The 16,611-nt window shown below is 69.1% G+C and carries 18 protein-coding genes; 11 read left to right on the top strand and 7 right to left on the bottom strand.

Annotation, left to right across the window (positions count from 1 at the left end):
* Window positions 1-9 precede the first annotated feature (9 nt).
* Window positions 10-435: a hypothetical protein gene (locus OG589_RS38070; RefSeq protein WP_405143324.1), complete on the bottom strand. Its 426-nt coding sequence runs from the start codon at window positions 433-435 to the stop codon at window positions 10-12.
* Window positions 436-497: 62 nt separating this feature from the next.
* Window positions 498-797, bottom strand: coding sequence for a hypothetical protein (locus tag OG589_RS38065; protein ID WP_405143322.1), 300 nt, complete (start codon window positions 795-797; stop codon window positions 498-500).
* A 25-nt stretch (window positions 798-822) separates the two neighbouring features.
* Between OG589_RS38065 and OG589_RS38060 the strand changes: the two genes are divergently transcribed.
* The 4 genes from OG589_RS38060 (at window position 823) to OG589_RS38045 (ending at window position 4,506) form a co-directional block, all read left to right on the top strand.
* The gene (locus OG589_RS38060) at window positions 823-966 is read left to right on the top strand and encodes a hypothetical protein (RefSeq protein WP_405143320.1); all 144 of its coding nucleotides are present in this window, start codon (window positions 823-825) and stop codon (window positions 964-966) included.
* Between the two features lie 220 nt (window positions 967-1,186).
* On the top strand, window positions 1,187-2,257 hold the full coding sequence (locus tag OG589_RS38055) for a glycoside hydrolase family 19 protein (protein ID WP_405143318.1): 1,071 nt from the start codon (window positions 1,187-1,189) through the stop codon (window positions 2,255-2,257).
* Window positions 2,258-2,473: 216 nt separating this feature from the next.
* On the top strand, window positions 2,474-3,994 hold the full coding sequence (locus tag OG589_RS38050; protein ID WP_405143316.1) for an MDR family MFS transporter: 1,521 nt from the start codon (window positions 2,474-2,476) through the stop codon (window positions 3,992-3,994).
* A 107-nt stretch (window positions 3,995-4,101) separates the two neighbouring features.
* Window positions 4,102-4,506, top strand: coding sequence for a VOC family protein (locus OG589_RS38045; protein WP_405143315.1), 405 nt, complete (start codon window positions 4,102-4,104; stop codon window positions 4,504-4,506).
* 37 nt (window positions 4,507-4,543) lie between these two features.
* On the opposite strand, the gene OG589_RS38040 is transcribed toward OG589_RS38045, so the two are convergent.
* Window positions 4,544-5,542: a DUF5937 family protein gene (locus OG589_RS38040; RefSeq protein ID WP_405143313.1), complete on the bottom strand. Its 999-nt coding sequence runs from the start codon at window positions 5,540-5,542 to the stop codon at window positions 4,544-4,546.
* A 70-nt stretch (window positions 5,543-5,612) separates the two neighbouring features.
* Here OG589_RS38040 and OG589_RS38035 point away from each other — a divergent pair, with 70 nt between their 5' ends.
* The 6 genes from OG589_RS38035 to OG589_RS38010 all read left to right on the top strand — a co-directional run bounded on the left by OG589_RS38035 (window position 5,613) and on the right by OG589_RS38010 (window position 11,468).
* Window positions 5,613-6,911: an MFS transporter gene (locus OG589_RS38035; RefSeq protein WP_405143312.1), complete on the top strand. Its 1,299-nt coding sequence runs from the start codon at window positions 5,613-5,615 to the stop codon at window positions 6,909-6,911.
* A 26-nt stretch (window positions 6,912-6,937) separates the two neighbouring features.
* Window positions 6,938-7,573 (top strand): AAA family ATPase, encoded by a 636-nt coding sequence (locus OG589_RS38030; protein WP_405143310.1) that lies wholly within the window; start codon window positions 6,938-6,940, stop codon window positions 7,571-7,573.
* A 66-nt stretch (window positions 7,574-7,639) separates the two neighbouring features.
* Window positions 7,640-8,266 (top strand): pentapeptide repeat-containing protein, encoded by a 627-nt coding sequence (locus OG589_RS38025; RefSeq protein WP_405143308.1) that lies wholly within the window; start codon window positions 7,640-7,642, stop codon window positions 8,264-8,266.
* 364 nt (window positions 8,267-8,630) lie between these two features.
* Entirely contained in the window at window positions 8,631-9,788 is a 1,158-nt protein-coding gene (locus OG589_RS38020; protein WP_405143306.1) for a S8 family peptidase, read from the top strand.
* Between the two features lie 205 nt (window positions 9,789-9,993).
* Window positions 9,994-10,422: an SSI family serine proteinase inhibitor gene (locus OG589_RS38015; RefSeq protein WP_405143305.1), complete on the top strand. Its 429-nt coding sequence runs from the start codon at window positions 9,994-9,996 to the stop codon at window positions 10,420-10,422.
* Window positions 10,423-10,532: 110 nt separating this feature from the next.
* Window positions 10,533-11,468, top strand: coding sequence for a DUF5996 family protein (locus tag OG589_RS38010; protein ID WP_405143303.1), 936 nt, complete (start codon window positions 10,533-10,535; stop codon window positions 11,466-11,468).
* Window positions 11,469-11,591: 123 nt separating this feature from the next.
* On the opposite strand, the gene OG589_RS38005 is transcribed toward OG589_RS38010, so the two are convergent.
* Both OG589_RS38005 and OG589_RS38000 read right to left on the bottom strand, forming a co-directional pair.
* On the bottom strand, window positions 11,592-12,797 hold the full coding sequence (locus tag OG589_RS38005; protein WP_405143302.1) for an MFS transporter: 1,206 nt from the start codon (window positions 12,795-12,797) through the stop codon (window positions 11,592-11,594).
* Window positions 12,798-12,958: 161 nt separating this feature from the next.
* Window positions 12,959-13,888 (bottom strand): class I SAM-dependent methyltransferase, encoded by a 930-nt coding sequence (locus OG589_RS38000; RefSeq protein WP_405143300.1) that lies wholly within the window; start codon window positions 13,886-13,888, stop codon window positions 12,959-12,961.
* A gap of 408 nt (window positions 13,889-14,296) precedes the next feature.
* Here OG589_RS38000 and OG589_RS37995 point away from each other — a divergent pair, with 408 nt between their 5' ends.
* Window positions 14,297-14,779: a peptidase inhibitor family I36 protein gene (locus OG589_RS37995; RefSeq protein ID WP_405143298.1), complete on the top strand. Its 483-nt coding sequence runs from the start codon at window positions 14,297-14,299 to the stop codon at window positions 14,777-14,779.
* 63 nt (window positions 14,780-14,842) lie between these two features.
* On the opposite strand, the gene nrfD is transcribed toward OG589_RS37995, so the two are convergent.
* On the bottom strand, window positions 14,843-15,781 hold the full coding sequence (gene nrfD / locus OG589_RS37990; RefSeq protein WP_405143296.1) for an NrfD/PsrC family molybdoenzyme membrane anchor subunit: 939 nt from the start codon (window positions 15,779-15,781) through the stop codon (window positions 14,843-14,845).
* Window positions 15,782-15,810: 29 nt separating this feature from the next.
* Window positions 15,811-16,599 (bottom strand): 4Fe-4S dicluster domain-containing protein, encoded by a 789-nt coding sequence (locus OG589_RS37985; RefSeq protein WP_405152209.1) that lies wholly within the window; start codon window positions 16,597-16,599, stop codon window positions 15,811-15,813.
* Window positions 16,600-16,611: the final 12 nt, after the last annotated feature.

Below are 16,611 nucleotides of genomic sequence, written 5' to 3'. Positions count from 1 at the left end.
AGAGAACCGCTAGACGGCGCTCGCTTCGTGGAGCCGGATCGGGTGAGGGCGGGTAGCGACCTTCCAGACCACGATGACGAGGAGCACCAAGAAGAGACCGTAGAGATCCAGGTGGATGCCGATCTGGGCCGTGTCCGGCTGTGCCGGTCCGGCTGACGATATGGCCTTCGTGACCGCGCAGGCCAGGAAGACTGGCGCTCCCACGGCCAGCACGTGAAGCGAGCGGGACCGTATCGCGAGACCGGCACGGATGACGTCGTCATCCGCACCGGGCACGGGACCGCGTGCCAACTTGAGCTGGATGAGAACGCTCAGGAGCGCGACCGCGGCGGCGAGAACCAGGGTGACTGTTTCCTGGATGCCATCGGTGACAGCCGACAGGAGTACGAACACCCAGCCGGCGACCGCCAGGATTGACAGGAACTGTGCGGGCATGGACAGCAACGCCGGCGGGCGGCGGTCACCGCCGTGAGGTCGCGGCAGCCGGAGTTCCGCGATCACTGCTCCCGTGTACCAGCCGAGGAACGGATAATCGAACCGATCCCGAGACTGATCTCGCCTCGAACGACCTTGACCAGGAGATACACCGCGAGCCCCGTCAAGAACCCGGCGGCTCGCCAGCGGCGGGTCGTACGGAGATAGCTGATCGCCATGGCGCCGTTGCCCAGGGTGATGTCGAGGTCATGGAGAGCGGCGAACCTCTCCAGCCGTTTCCGTTTCACCGGGCCACACTGACTTGCCACGATCGCGGCCACGGCCCCGATTTCCACCACGGCCACCAGCACCGATGCGATCATGACATATCCCCCTTTCTGGGGTTAGGTGATCAAACCGCAGACAGCGGATGACCATCCCTCCTACTACACGACGCACAACGGACGCGGCGCGTACTCGGTCGAGTGGCAGAAGTACATGGCCGACCATGTGTGCGCGCCGCCCAAGAAGAAGCGGAAGAAGACTTCCTGACCGGGCGGACCACGGTTCCTCCCCGGCGGTCGGCTGAGGCGATATTTCGGGATGACTCGGTCTTTGTTAGGTCTTGACTCTTGTTAGAAGATCGTGTTGATTTGCCAGAGACCTGTGGAGGACTACCTCGGAGTACCGAGGTACCGGGCGGGGTCGTTGCGCGGGATCAGTCCTGTTCATCCATCGTGTGCGGACCTGTGCCGCACGAAGGAGCGAAGAAGTGTCGAGACTGCGCATCATGGCGTCCCTCGCCGCTGTGGCGATCGCGGGGGCGCTGGCGGTGGTCCTGCCCGTGGCGCCCGCGTCCGCGGCGGCCTGCGCGACCCCGTGGAGTTCGTCGGCGGTGTACACCGGCGGGATGACCGCCTCCTACAACGCGCACAACTGGTCCGCGAAGTGGTGGACGCAGAACGAGGTTCCGGGCAACGCCGACGTCTGGGCCGACCAGGGCACCTGCTCCGGTGGCGGGAGCACGCCCCCTCCCTCCGGCTCGTGCAGCTACCCGAACTGGGTCGCCGGCCGGACGTACGTCACCGGCGACATCGTGAAGTACACCAACGGCCAGTACTACCGGGCCTCGCACGACAATCCCGGGTACGACCCGACCATCAGCACGTGGTACTGGGACCCGTACACCTGCAGTGGCGGCGGTTCGACGCCGCCGCCCACGGGCGGGTTCGTGGTGAGCGAGGCCCAGTTCAACCAGATGTTCCCGAGCCGGAACTCCTTCTACACCTACAGCGGCCTGGTCGCCGCGCTGAGCGCGTACCCCGCGTTCGCGACGACGGGCAGTGACACCGTCAAGAAGCAGGAGGCGGCGGCCTTCCTGGCCAACGTCAACCACGAGACCGGTGGGCTGGTCTACATCGTCGAGCAGAACACCGCGAACTACCCCCACTACTGCGACACGAGCCAGCCCTACGGTTGCCCGGCGGGGCAGGCCGCGTACTACGGTCGCGGTCCAATCCAGCTGAGCTGGAACTTCAACTACAAGGCCGCGGGCGACGCCCTCGGCATCAACCTGCTCAACAACCCGAACCTGGTGCAGACCGACGCCTCCGTGGCCTGGAAGACCGGCATCTGGTACTGGATGTCGCAGAACGGGCCCGGCACGATGACCGCGCACAACGCGATGGTCAACGGGTACGGCTTCGGCCAGACCATCCGCAGCATCAACGGCTCCCTGGAGTGCGACGGGAGGAACCCCGCGCAGGTGCAGAGCCGCGTCTCCGCCTACCAGAGGTTCACGCAGATCCTGGGCGTCTCCCCCGGTAACAACCTGAGCTGCTGACCCGTAGCGCATGACGGAGAAGGGTGCGGCCCGGTGGCCGTGCCCTTCTCCGTTGTGTGCGGCTACTCAGCGCGAATGTGGATGTCTCACGTAGATTGTCGCGATTGAGGGGGAATGAGAAGCGTGGGGGAGCCGTTGCGTACTCCCGGGGACGGCCGCGCGGCCAGCGGGGTGAGTCCGGCCTCGACGTCCACGACGCGCAAGGAGAACGCCCCGGTGACGACCGTAGCGAGCCCGAAAGGCATCGGCCTCAAGTCGGAACGCGGCCCGGTGCTCGCGGCCATCATGCTCTGTACGGGGCTGGTGGCACTCGACAGCACCATCATCGCGACGGCCGTTCCATCTGTGGTCAGCGACCTCGGCGGCTTCTCGCAGTTCCCCTGGCTGTTCTCCATCTACCTGCTCACGCAGGCGGTGACGGTCCCGATCTACGGCAAGCTGGCGGACATCTTCGGTCGCAAGCCGGTCATGTTCTTCGGCATCGCGGTGTTCCTGCTCGGCTCGGTGCTGTGCGGCGTCGCGTGGAGCATGCCCGCGCTCATCATCTTCCGCGCCCTGCAGGGCATCGGCGCCGGGGCCGTGCAGCCCATGAGCATCACGATGGTCGGCGACCTGTACTCCGTCGAGGAGCGCGCCCGCGTGCAGGGCTACGTGGCGAGCGTCTGGGGCATCTCCGCCGTGATCGGGCCCACGCTCGGCGGCCTGTTCTCCGAGTACGTCTCGTGGCGCTGGATCTTCTTCATCAACCTGCCGCTCGGCGCCATCGCGGCCTGGATGCTCGCCCGCCGGTTCAAGGAGCGGGTGACGCGCAGCTCCCACCAGATCGACTACGTCGGGGCCACGCTGCTCACCGGCGGCTCGTCCCTGCTCATCCTCGGCCTGCTCGAAGGCGGGGTGGCCTGGGGCTGGGCCTCGGTGCCGAGCCTGGTCATCTTCGCGGTGGGCGCCGTCCTGGTGGCCGCGTTCGTCATCGTGGAGCGTAGGGCGGCCGAACCCATCCTGCCGCTCTGGGTGTTCCGCCACCGCACGCTCACGGGAGGCAACCTCGTCGGGCTGGGCGTCGGCGCGCTCATGATCGGCCTCAGCTCGTACGTCCCGACCTTCGCGGAGGGCGTCCTCGGCACCGGGGCCCTGGTGGCCGGGTTCGCCCTGGCCGCGCTCACCGTCGGCTGGCCCCTGGCCGCGACCCTGTCGGGACGCCTCTACATGCGCATCGGGTTCCGCGACACGGCGCTCATCGGCAGCGTCCTGGTCGTGGCGGGCGCCGTCCTGTGCGCCCTGCTGGGCCAGAACGCGAAGGTGTGGATGGTCGCGGGAGCGTGCTTCGTCGTCGGCGCCGGTCTCGGACTGGCGTCCAGCCCCACGATGGTCGCCATCCAGTCGGTCGTCGGATGGGAGCGCCGGGGCGTCGTCACGGCGACCAACATGTTCTGCCGTTCCATCGGTAGCGCGGTGGGGGCGGCGGTCCTCGGGGCTATCTCCAACGCCACGCTCGCCGACCGCTTCGCCCACCCGCCGGCGTCACTGGCCGGCAAGCTGCCCAACAGCGTCGACGCCACGAGCCTCGTACTCGGCGCCCAGGGACCCGCCGCACAGTCGGCCACGGCCGTCTTCGTACGCAAGGCGCTGTACGACGCGAGCCACCACGTCTTCCTCGCGCTCGTCGTGGTCGCGGTGCTCAGCGTGGGCGCGCTGCTGCTCATGCCCCGCCGCACCGAGCAGCTCAGCTTCGACTGACGGTTCCCCCATGGCGGCGGCCGGGAACGGCATAACCGCCGTCCAGCCGGGAACGGGTGTGGGTGAAGGGAAGAGCATCGATCGCCCCGGTAAGGGGATGAGAAACCATGGCGATCTCTCTCAACCACACGATCGTCCCCGCGCGGGACAAGCGCGCCTCGGCCGGGTTCCTCGCCGGGATCCTCGGCCTACCTGTCGGCGAGCCGATGGGCCCGTTCATACCGGTGCGCATCGGGGAGTCGCTGACCCTGGACTTCGCGGACGTCGACTTCACCACCAGGGGCGTCACCGACATCGCCCCGCACCACTACGCGTTCGAGGTCGACGAAGCCGAGTTCGACCAGATCTTCGACCGGATCGAGCGGGCGGGCCTCGACTACTACGCCGAGCCCCACGAGCCCAAGCACTTCGGGGAGATCAACACCTCGCGTGGTGGACGTGCGGTCTACTTCGACGACCCCGACGGGCACATCATGGAGGTCATGACCACCCCCGGCGTCGACCCCCGCTGACGCGCAGGGTGTGAAGGCCGGCGGGCTGGGCTGACGGTCAGGCTTCGCCTGTTGCGAGTGCCATGCCGAGGGGCGTGCGCTCGTACAGCACCTGGTGGCCACGGCGGCGGGACGCCAGCAGCCCGGCGTTGCGCAGGACGGTCAGGTGCTCCGACACCGACGATGGCGCGAGGCCGTGCCGGTGTGCGAGAGCCGTGGTGGACGCGGGCTCGTCGAGGCCGCTCAGGATCGCGGCCCGGTTCGCGCCCAGCAGCCGTACGAGCGCGCCCGGCGCCTCGGGAACGGGACGCTGCCACAGGGCGCCCATGCCGCGCGCCGGATAGATCACCGTGGGCTGCCAGCGCGGGGCGAAACCGCTCACGACATCGGGCCACACGAAGATGCTCGGCATCAGCAGCACGCCCCGGCCGCCGAGATCCCACACGCCCAGGGACGCGGCCGGACTGCTGATCGCGAGCGTGCCGCCGGACCAGCGCAGGCCGGGGTGCAGGTCGGCGAACAGGCCCTCCAGCCCGCCGTCCGCCAACTGCCGCGACCGGTAGGCGATGTCGGCCTCCAGCAGGGAACGCAGGCGCGGCCAGTCCGCGGCGATCAGCGCCTGCCAGGCACGTTCCGTCAGATCGGCCAGCCTCTGCACGGCACGCTCGGGGTCGTCGAGCATCTCCCTGCCCAGCGGCGACTCGGCGGCTCCGGGGGTGCAGGCCAGCGAGCGCGCCATCTCCTCGTGCGCCACGGCGGGGTCGGTGACCCGCAGGAGCGCCAGCTCGTCCTCGAACGAGGCGGGCGAGGTGAAGGGGGTGCCCGGCGGCGGGCCCAGGAAGTCGGGCGTGTAGCCGCCGCGCGGCATGAACAGCCACAGGGCGGAAAGGTCGAGGCCGGCGACCGCCTCCCGCATCCTTCGCAGCCACGGCCGGTGGTAGCCGTGCCGCCCCCGGCGTCTCAGGGTCCGTACGGCCTCATGGGTCTCGCAAAGCGGCGAGAAACCGAACCGGCAGCGCAGCAGATCGTCGGTGCCGAACCGCAGTCGCAGCGGCATGGTCCCTCCGAAGATTCGGCTGCGACCGAAAGTCTAGAAGCCGCCCGGGTGCCCTGGGCAAGCTGCCGCCATGTCCTCCCCTCCCGCTCCCGAGAACCCCCACCCCACCGGCACGCGTCCGGACGGCGACGGGGAGCGGAGTGCCGGGTATCGGGCTGTGTTCGGGGTGCGGGAGTTTCGGGCGGTTTTCGTCGCGCATGCGATGTCCACGCTCGGGAGCGTCGTCTGCGAGATCGCCCTGGCCGTCCTGGTCTACAGGCTCACCGGCTCGCCGCTGCTGAGCGCGCTGACCTTCGCGTTCGGCCTGCTGCCGTACGTCCTCGGCGGCACTCTCCTTTCGTCCCTCGCCGACCGCTTCCCCGCGCGCCGGGTACTGGTCGTCTGCGACCTGGTGTCCGCCGCGTGCGCGGCCGGGATGCTACTGCCGGGCATGCCCGTCGCCCTGCTGCTCGTGCTGCGCTGCGTGATCGCCGCCGTCGCGCCGGTCTTCACCGGCACGCGTGCCTCGACGCTCGGCGACATCCTCGGAGAGGGTGACCTGTTCGTCCTCGGCCGCTCGGTGATACGGATCGTCGCGCAGAGCGCGCAGCTGGCGGGCTTCGCCATGGGAGGGCTGCTGCTGGCCGTCGCGTCGCCGCGTACCGTGCTCGCGCTGACGGTGGCGACGTTCCTCGGCTCGGCGGTGCTGCTCCGCTTCGGCACCCGCCGCCGGCCGGCGCGGGCTGCGACGGGCGGCGGGACGGTCCTGGGCGCCTCGCTCTCCGGGATGCGGCTGCTGCTCGCCGACCGGCGGATCCGGGCGCTGCTCCTGCTGTCGTGGGTGCCGCCGATGTTCGTGGTGGTGTCGGAGGCCCTTCTCACCTCGTACGCCGACTCGCTCATGCTGAGCCCGGCGGGGCTCGGGCTGCTCATGTGCGGCATGCCGATCGGCGCGATCACGAGCGAGACCCTGGTGGGCTCGCTGCTCGGCCCGCGCGGCAGGGCACGCCTGACGATGCCGGTCGCCGTCCTCGCGATGCTGCCCGCCCTCGGGTACGCGTTCGAGCCCTCGCTGGGCTGGGCACTGGTCTGCCAGATCCTCACCGGTTGCGGCATCTCGTACAGCCTCGGCCTGGACCAGTGGTTCATCGCCGCCGTGCCTGAGGAGCTGCGCGGCCGGGCGATGACGCTGATGACGGCCGGGCTGATGACCGCCCAGGGCCTCGGCATGACCCTGGCGGGCACGGCCGCCGAGTTCTTCCCGGTACACCAAGTCATCCTCTTCGGGGGCGTCCTGGGCATAGTGTGCGTATCAGCGGTGCTGCGATCCGTACGGACGTCGGCCCGCAGCACCGTCCATCGCGCGGAGGCCCCTCCTCAGCCCAGCTGAGCCTCGCCGACCGCTGCCGCTCTCCGGTGCCAGTCCTCACGCCGCCCTTTGGGCACGGCTCGACCGATCCCGCAGGTCATAGAAGGAAGACATTGAAGCGATACATCATCACGGGCACCCCGGGCGCCGGAAAGACGACGATCCTCCGGTGTCTGGAGGCGCTCGGGCACAGCGTCGTGGACGAGGCGGCGACGGCGGTCATCGCGTCGGAGCAGGCGCGGGGCGAGGCCGAGCCGTGGGCGCATCCGTCCTTCGTCGACAAGATAATCGCCTTGCAGCGGCAACGGCAGACGGATGCCCCGGCAACGGCCATCCAGTTCTACGACCGTTCGCCGATCTGCACCCATGCGCTCAGCACCTATCTGGGATACCCGTCCTCACCGGCGCTCTCCACAGAGATCGAAAGGATCACGCGCGAGGGCGTCTACGAGCGCCAGGTCTTCTTCGTCCGCAATCTCGGGTTCTGCGAGCCGACCGCCGCCCGGCGGATCAGCTTCGAGGACTCCCTTGAGTTCGAGCGTGTGCACGAGGAGAGCTATCAGCTGTTCGGCTACGAACTCGTCGGCATTCCGGCCGGAGAACCGGCTGATCGCGCGGCCGCGATCACGAACGCCATCTCGCGGCTCGACGGTGAGAACCGTCTGGCGACCGGGATCTCGTAGGCTGCCCCCATGTCTTCGCGAACTCCTCACGCTCAGCGGCCTTTGCGGGAACCGGTCGCACCGAAATTGAAGGGCCTTCTGAGCGGCGCGCGACTGCCCGAGCACGATCTCGTGGACGACGGTGCTTACCGGTCGCTGGAGTTCGACGGCGTCGACCTGTCGTCCCGGGACGCCGACACGGTCGAGTTCGAAGGATGCCGGTTCGTCGACATGCGATTCTCCGGCACGGTGATGCGCCGGGGCGGTTTCTCCGACGTGGCGATGGAGCGCTGCGACCTCTCCAACATGTCCGCCAGGTCGTCGTCGATGCACCGCACCCGGGTGACCGCGAGCCGGCTGACCGGCATGGCCTGGTCCGAGTGCGGGTTCCGGGACGTGCTGTTCGACGCCTGCCGCGGCGATCTCACAGGGTTCAGGTTCTCGACGTTCAAGAACGTCGTCTTCCGCGACTGCAACATGCTGGAGGTGAACTTCCAGAACGCGGATCTGAAGGGCGTCCGATTCGAGCGCTGCGACCTTACAGGCGCGCAGTTCTCCAACGCCCAGATGGAAGGCGCACGGTTGAACGACTGTGTGTTGCTGGGGATCGGCGGAGTTACCAGCCTCAGGGGCGTGACCGTCAGAACCTCGGACGCGCAGGGACTCGTCCACAGCCTCGCAAACGCCATGGGGATCCTCATCGAGGACTCGTAGTCGTGAAAGGCCTGGTCACAGCGGGCGACCTCACGGCCTCCGCCCCGTTGGGCGGATTGCAGGAAGGTCGGATACATGGCGCGCTTTTGAAGCGCTCCTAACCGCTCGGGAAGTTAGGGGCAGAAGGCCGTCGTTCCACGCTGACAGGATCTTGCCCCTGTCATGCACCAGACGCGGAGACCAACGGCCGTGACGCGAGGCCATTGATCGTTACTCTCAGTAGTCGAATGGTTGTCTCTTAGCCACAACAGCCGATCATTGAGAGGCCTCTATGGAAATGCGCCCCGCAAGGAAAGCCCGTACAAGCAGGAAAAGCCTCACGCGCGGGCTGCACGGACTTCTGCTGTTCAGTGCCGTGATCGCGATGTCCACGACCGCACACGCCGGTACGACGGCTCCCCCACGCCCCCCGGTGAAAGTCACGATGGCCCCCGCTTCCAGTGGCATCCCCGGCCAGTACATCGTGAGGCTGAAACCCGGCGCGAACACCTTCGGCGAGGTGGTCCCGGTGGGCGTGCGCCCCCTCTACACCTACCAGCGCGTGGTCAACGGATTCGCCGCCCGGATGACGCCCGCCCAGCTCAACCAGCTGCGAATCCATCCCTCCGTCGCGGCGATCGAAGAGGACGCCCTGGCCTACGCCTTCGGCTCGCCGCGCCCGGCCGGACCGGTAATGCGGCGCGTTCCGCCGGCGGCGCCCACCACCTCCTGGGGGCTCGACCGCATCGACCAGCGCCGCCTCCCGCTCAATCACCTGTTCAGTCCCGTGCACACCGGTGCGGGGGTGACCGCCTACATGATCGACAGCGGCATCGACCAGGCGAACACCCAGTTCACCGGCCGCCTCGTCCCCGGCTACAGCACGGTCAACGACGGTTACGGCACCAACGACTGCCTGGGCCACGGCACCATGACGGCCGGCATCGTCGGCGGCACCACCTGGGGAGTGGCCCACGCCGTGAAGCTCTCTCCGGTCCGCGTCCTCGGCTGCGACGGCAGCGGCGCGTTCTCCCAGATCATCGCCGGGTTCGACTGGGTGGCCGCCCATGCCGTCAAACCGGCCGTCGCCAACGCCTCCCTCGGCGGGCCGAGGTCCGACGCGGCCAACGCCGCCGCCACCGCGCTGGCCGACTCCGGCGTGTTCGTGTCCGTGGCCGCCGGCAACAGCTCCATCGACGCGTGCGGGATCTCCCCGGCCAGCGCCCCCCGGGTGCTGACCGTCGGAGCCTCCACCATCACCGACACCTTCGCCTCGTTCAGCAACGTCGGTTCCTGCGTCGACATGATCGCTCCCGGCGCGAACATCACCTCGGCCAGGAAGGGCGGCGGCAGTACCTCGGGCAGCGGAACCTCCTTCGCCTCCCCCTACGCCACCGGGGTCGGCGCGCTGTTCAAGCAGACCTACGGCGACTACGACACAGCCACCGTCCTCAGATGGCTCATCAGCGCGACCACCCCCAACGTCCTGACGGGCGTGCCTTCCGGCACCGGCAACAAGCTGCTGTACTCCGCCGGGCTCTAGCTCGTCCCGCTCCCCGGCGGTTCTCCTCGACGGCACGGTGCCGGTAGGCCAGGAATTGGCCTTGATCAGGCGAGACGTTGGCTCGCGTCCGAAGGGCCGGTGTTTGATCCGAAGATCACGGCACTCAAGACTGTGACCACTGCCAACGCGATGACCAGGGGGAACACACATGGGACCTTTGTGGGGACGTGTGGCGCGCGGTGCCGTGATCCTCGTCGCGGTCGCGGGGTTCGGCCAGCCGGCCGCGAATGCCAGCTCGGCCGGCCAGCCACCGCCGGGTGACCCCGCCACCACATCAGACGCGTCTGGGAAGATCACGTCGGCCAAGGCGCTGGTGCTGGTGGTCGGCCAGGGACCGGTCCTCGTACCGCCCTCCCGGGCCGTGGTCTTGCAGTGCTCGCCCAAGGGAGGCGGAACGCACCCAAAGGCCCGGGAGGCCTGTGCCGTGCTGGCACACGTAGACGGTGACGTGCAAAAGTTGAAGAGCCCACCCGGAAAAGTGTGCACGGCGATTTACGAGCCGGTGACGGTGTCGTCGGTCGGCGTCTGGGACGACCACTTCCTGCTGTCGATACGCACCTTCGGCAACGCCTGCGAGCTGCGTAACACGCTGGGGCCCGTCGGACTCTTCTGACGTGCACCCGATGAGTGAGCCGGCAAAGGGTCCAGCGGACGCCGGACCCTTTGCCGGCTCAGGCTCGCGTTCGCCCTCTTGAACGTGATCTACGTGGGAACAATGGTGGCATGGAGTTGTTCCCAGCGATACCGCTGGCCGAGTGGCGCGACACCAAGGCCACGCTGCACCGGTTCGCCCAGGTAATCGGAAAGATCCGGTTGGCCGCCGGAGTCCGGCGCAACCACTGGTGGAACGCCCCGTTCCACCTCACCGGGCGAGGTCTGACCACACGTCCCATGGGGCAAGTCGACGGCAACCCCATCTTCACGATCGACTTCGACTTCGTCGGGCATCGGCTCCACATCACCACGGTGGACGGCAGAGCGATGTCGTTCCCGCTGTACGGCCAATCGGTGGCGTCCTTCTACCGTGACACCATGCGGGCACTGGCCGATCTGGATGTGCGAGTCCACATCGACATACCGCACCCGTTCGACCTTCCGGACACGGGCCGGCCGTTCGAAGACGACACCGAACACGCGGCCTATGACCCGGTCATGGTCACCCGTTACTGGCAGGTCCTCAGCCAGGTGAATCTGGTGCTGGAGGAATTCGCCGCCGACTATTCAGGCAAGATCAGCCCGGTACACCACTTCTGGCACACCTTCGACATCGCCTGCACCAGATTCGGGGACCGTGTGGTCGACCAGCCGCCCGATGCGGACCCGGTGACCCGCGAGGCGTACTCGCGGGAGGTGATCAGTTCCGGCTTCTGGTTCGGCGACGACTCCTTCCCCGAGCCGGCCTTCTACTCCTACACCGCTCCCGAGCCGGAGAGGCTGGAGAACGAGCCCCTGCTGCCCGAGGCCGCACAGTGGATCGCGCAACGCGGCAGCCATCTCGCCGTCCTGCCCTACGCCGACGCCCGGACCGAGGCCGACCCGCGCGCCACCGTGCTCGCGTTCTACGAGAGCGCCTACCGAGCCGGAGCACGTCTGGCGAAGTGGGACATCCCCCGCCTCGCCTGCCCCGGCGGCATCACCGACCCGCTATTGAGCACCTGAGGGAACGCCATTTCACGCCTCAACGGTGAGAACGGTCCGGTCACCTAGAGATGGAGGGCGCGCGCTTCGCCGACTGCGTGCTGACGGGGATCGGCGGCGTGACCAGCCTCAGGGGCGTGACCATCAAGAGCCGGGACGCGCAAGCTCGTAAGTAGGCGCCGTTTCCCTTGGTCGGGGGCGGGGGACGCGCAGGGCGGCGGCGAAGATCGTCGCGATCAGAGTCAGGCCGACCAGCACCAACGTCGCTCCCCTGGGTCCGGCGTCCAGGAGCCTGCCCGCCGCGAACCCGCCTGCGAGGGCCACCGCCCCGGCAAGGAAGCTGAGCAGGCCGAAGTAGCTGCCGAACCGCTGGGACGGCGCGCAGCGCGTGATGATCTGGAACATCGCCGACTGTGTCAGCCCCGCGGCCATTCCGTGCAGCACGGCGGCGGCCGACAACACGATGATCTGGTCGCCCCCGGGAGGCACGGCGAGCAGCGTCAGATAGCCGGCGCCCGCGCAGAGCAGCCCGCTTCTGAGCACCCACGGGCGCTCGCCCCGCCCATCGGCGGCACACCAAGGCTGGATCGCGGCCGCGGCCATCGCCACCACGCAGAAGAACAGGGTCGTCGCGCCCGCGCCCACCTCCTTGAGCGGGACCACGGTGACGATCTGGTCGGCGAGCAGGGTGCTGGGTGCCACGGTCAGCGCGAATCGCAGGAACCGCCGATCCCTGAGCGCCAGCGACACCCCCTCGGTGAGCCCGCGCACGTCCAGCCCGGCCCTTGTGACGGCGCCGTGCCGGCTGCTCAGGAAGCCGTGCCGAGGACGCAGGAGCAGGAACAGCATGGCGCTGACCGCCCACGCGCACGCCGTTACGGCGGCCAGCAGCCCGAACCCGCCGTTCAGCAGGAGCAGCCCGATCGGCGGGCCGGCCACCGCGCCGAGCTGACCGGCGATCACGTAAGCCGCGAAGCCTCGGGAGCGACGGGCCGGCCTCACCCCGGCCAGCAGGGACTGCGCGGCCGGATGGAACAGCGCCCCGCCCACCGCCAGCACCACGGCGGCGCAGAGCAGCTCGCCAATGCCATCGGTGGTGCCCAGCAGCGTGAACCCCACCGCCCGCAGGGCGCAGGCCAACGCTCCCGCACGCGCCGGGCCGATCGCGTCGGTGATCGCGCCGACGGGCAGGAACAGCATGTACTGGAGCGCGACGCGGACGCCGAGCACCACGGCGATGGTCCCGGCGAGCATGCCGAGATCGTGGCGCAGGTGGGAGACCAGGTGTGCCATCACCGCGAAGTAGCCGAGGGAGATGGCCAGCTGGATCCCCACGACGACCGTTACCACCCGCCGATCCATTCGTACGGGGGTAGGCATGCCGGCTCCCTGCTCTCCATCCTGGACGCCAAGAGCAGACCAGAACCCGTCACCCACGTCCAATATCGGTATGACCATCGACACGATATCCGGATGACTATCGCTGCAGGTAGGCGAGCTGCTGGGCCGGGTCACACCATGGGTTCCGCCGTGCCGTCGGACGGGACGCGCCCCGGCACCCTCGCGTGGGTGAGCAGGGACAGGTCATAGGGCCGGAGCGCGTCGGATCTGTCCCACAAGGAGGCGTCGATCGCGTCGCGCTGGCGGGCGTGCTCGACGACGTCGAAGCCGTGCGCCTTCAGCAGAGAGGCCATGCCGTCGGGGCCGAGGAAGGTCAGCCAGGGTTCGCCGCCCCCGGCCGAGACCGGCATCACGGCCTCGACGTACGCCTGACCCGCCTCGTCCCGCAGGTCCTCGGGGAGCATGCTGTCGGCGACGACCTCGGTGCCGGGCGCGAAGCCGCCGATCACGGTCAGGGTCTGCCCGATGGCCTCACGGGTGAGGTACATCGTGACGCCGAGCCAGCTCACGAACGCGGGCCGGGACGGATCGAACCCGTGGGCGACGAGACGGTCCAGCAGCGACTCGGTCTCGAAGTCGAGGGGGACGAAGGTGACGGTTCCCGGCACCGCGACCCCCGTGTCCTCCAGCAGCCGGATCTTCCACCGCTGCGTGGCCGGATGGTCGACCTCGAACACCTGAACCCGGACCTGGCCGTCCGGCTCCGGATGATCTACGTACGAGCCGCCGGCCGCCCGGTAGGCGTACGAGTCGAGGCCCGCGCCGAGGATGACGTACTGGCGGATGCCCCCGCCAACCGCCTCGGCCAGGCGGTCCTCGGTGTAGCGGCTCCGGGTGACGGCGGCCGCGCGAGCGCCCGCGAGGATGACATGCGTGCCATGAGCGCGGTGGTAGCCGACGAGCTCCTCGGCCCGATCTCCCAGCAGCTCGTACGCCAGAGTGTCGGCGAAGATCCTCGGCTCGTCGTCGACGATCAGATGCGCGGCCCGCGCGGCGGCGGCCATGAGCGCGGTCTGGCTTGGTTCTCCATCGTGATTCACGCAAAGGACACTACATACAGATTTTGGCATTATATCAGGAAATAAAATCTTTCAAAAGCGCCATCGAATCACAATTAACTAACACCAGCCACGCCGCATTACCGCACACAGGCGCCGAAGCATCGTGAGATCCGCCGCAAGGCGGCGGTCGCCCCGTCCAGCCTGGCGCCGCTGACGGAGTTGCGGGGATCTGCCCGGAACGGGCATCCGCCTCCTTCACACGCACGCCAACCGAGGGGATGGCGGCGGCAAACATCCAACGGCTCGCGCTCACCGTGCGCGGGCAATCACATACTCTCCGTGTCTAATGGCTGACGCATGAGGAACGGCCGGGCCGGCCCGGAGGGACATCCCTTCAGACGCAGCGGCCCGGTCGGACCGACGTCATTCGATAGCAGGGGAGAAATCGTGACCAATCGTGTCGTGATCAGTTTGGGAACGGCTGCCTTCGCGGCCGTTACCGCGTTCTCGCTCCCGGCCGCGTCGGCCATGGCCGCGCCGGTTGACGAAACTCCCGTCACCGACACACCGCTGGCTCCCGTCACGGAAACGCCGCTGCCTCCGGGCGTGGTCAAGCTGACCGACGGCGAGCAGTGCCCGGCGAAGACACTGTGCCTCTACCGCGACTACGGCCACAAGGGTCCGGCCTACGGCATCGGAGCGGGCCACCAGGTGGACCTCAGCAAGCTGCCCATCGCCGGCGGCGTGGCCGGGCGACCCAGCGCGGCCAACAACATCTCCTCCTGGGTCAACAACACCGACTACAAGGCGAAGCTCATCAACATCGACCCGCCCGCGCTCAGCCGCTCACTGAAGAAGGGGCGCTCCCTCGAAGAGCCGGCGGCCACCAACGACACCGTCGACAGGGTCGACTGGGCCGCCGCCAAGTAGCCTCCACCCCGCCCCGGGCCGCCCGACACGGACGGCCCGGGGCCTTCGCGTCCTCCCGACCGCTCACGAGCGCCCGGCCGTCACCGCGGCGGCTCGGGCGCGCTGCGGGACGACGGTGTAGCGGGGGTCCTTGGCCGAGGCGACCCCCGCGGAGAACACGCTGAGACGTACGCAGGCCGACGCCGCCATGAGAGCCATCCCCGAGAGCACGGCGACGGAGCGCCTCCGCCCGGCCAGCACCGCCCCGGTCGCCCCCGCCACGGCCAGCGCCTCTCCCGCGCGCAGCAGGGTGCCCGCGCGTCCCCGCTCGTAGGACTCGGCGATCATGCCGAGGCGGCGGCGCATCAGCCGCCCAGCGGCCAACTCCAGCGCGGTGCCGAAGACGGCGGCGCGGCGCGCGGGGGCGTTCTCCGAGGACGGCGCCGCGATCATGGCGGCGCCCGCCGCCGTGGCCGTGGCCGAGCCGGCGAACAGGAACGGCATCTCCCGGTAGCCCTCGTGCCAGGCGGGCACGGCGGTGTCGCTCACCAGCACGGCCGTGTACGTCGTGATCGCCGGGCCGATCACCGCGGCCCCGTAGCACGCCGCGCGACCGGCGAGCGGGAACCGCCCGGTGACATCGGGGAGCATGCTGATCCCGACCAGCGGCGCGTACGCGGCCAGCAGCCACGAGCCGACGTTCATCGGCGAGGTGGGCTTGAAGGTGCGGAGCATGTGCAGGAAGCGCGCCGGCCGTCCGAGATCCTCGACGAGCAGCACCATCGACAGCGTGATCCCGGCGAGCGCGGCGACCTTGCCGGCCCGCGCGAGCCCCGGACGCCCGGTGAGCTGGCCTCCGGCGGCGAACACCGACGAGGCCCCGGCCAGGCCTCCCAGGTAGAGGTAGCCGCCGATGTTCGCCTCGCGCCAGGTCGGCGCCTTCAGGATCGGGCGGTTGTAGTACGAGACGATCTCGTCCGCCATCCGCGTCGCCTGGCCATCAACACGGCCTCGCGTGGTCATTTCACTCTCCTTGCCGGTCCGGGCGCGGCTCATCGGGGTCCAACGGCGAAGGCGGTGGCGACACCGCAGGCCAGGGTCAGCGCGGCGACGGCCGCGTGCCGCCACATCGAGTCGAGGTCGCGCGTCGTGTCCTTCGGGGCCGGGGGCAGGCCGTACACCTCGGGCTCGTCGAGCAGCAGGAAGAAGGCGCCGTTGCCCCGGACCCCGTCCTCGGGGTCGTGACCGTAGAGGCGGGCGTCGGCGACGCCGTCCTGGCGCAGCTCCTGGACGCGGGCGGCGGCGCGCTGCAGCAGTTCGTCCAGCGGCCCGTACTGGATGGACTCGGTGGGGCAGGCCTTGGCGCAGGCGGGGGTGAGGTCGTCGACCTGCCGGTCGTAGCACATGGTGCACTTGAACACCCGGCCGTCGCCCTCGCGCTTGTCGATCACGCCGTACGGGCAGGCGGACACGCAGTAGCCGCAGCCGTTGCAGATGTCCTGCTGCACGACCACGGTGCCGAACTCCGTGCGGAAGAGCGAGCCGGTCGGGCAGACGTCGAGGCAGGCGGCGTCGGTGCAGTGCTTGCACACGTCGGAGGCCATCAGCCAGCGCAGGTCGCCGGCGCCCTGGTCGCCGGAGTCGGCGGGCTTCTTGATGGGCTTGCGCTGCTCGATGAAGGCGACGTGCCGATAGGTGGACCCTGAAAGCTGCTCGGTGTTGTCGAAGGACAGGCCGGTGAACTCGAACGGCGGGTCCGCCGGGAGCTGGTTCCACTCCTTGCAGGCCACCTCGCACGCCTTGCATCCGATGCACACGGAGGTGTCGGTGAAGAACCCCATGCGGGGCGGATG

Origin of the sequence: Sphaerisporangium sp. NBC_01403, from assembly GCF_045040145.1 — a bacterium.
In the GTDB taxonomy this organism is placed as follows: Bacteria; Actinomycetota; Actinomycetes; order Streptosporangiales; family Streptosporangiaceae; genus Sphaerisporangium; species Sphaerisporangium viridialbum.
The sequence above is the reverse complement of the archived record's forward strand: the minus strand, read 5'-3'. Positions and strand labels throughout refer to the sequence as shown.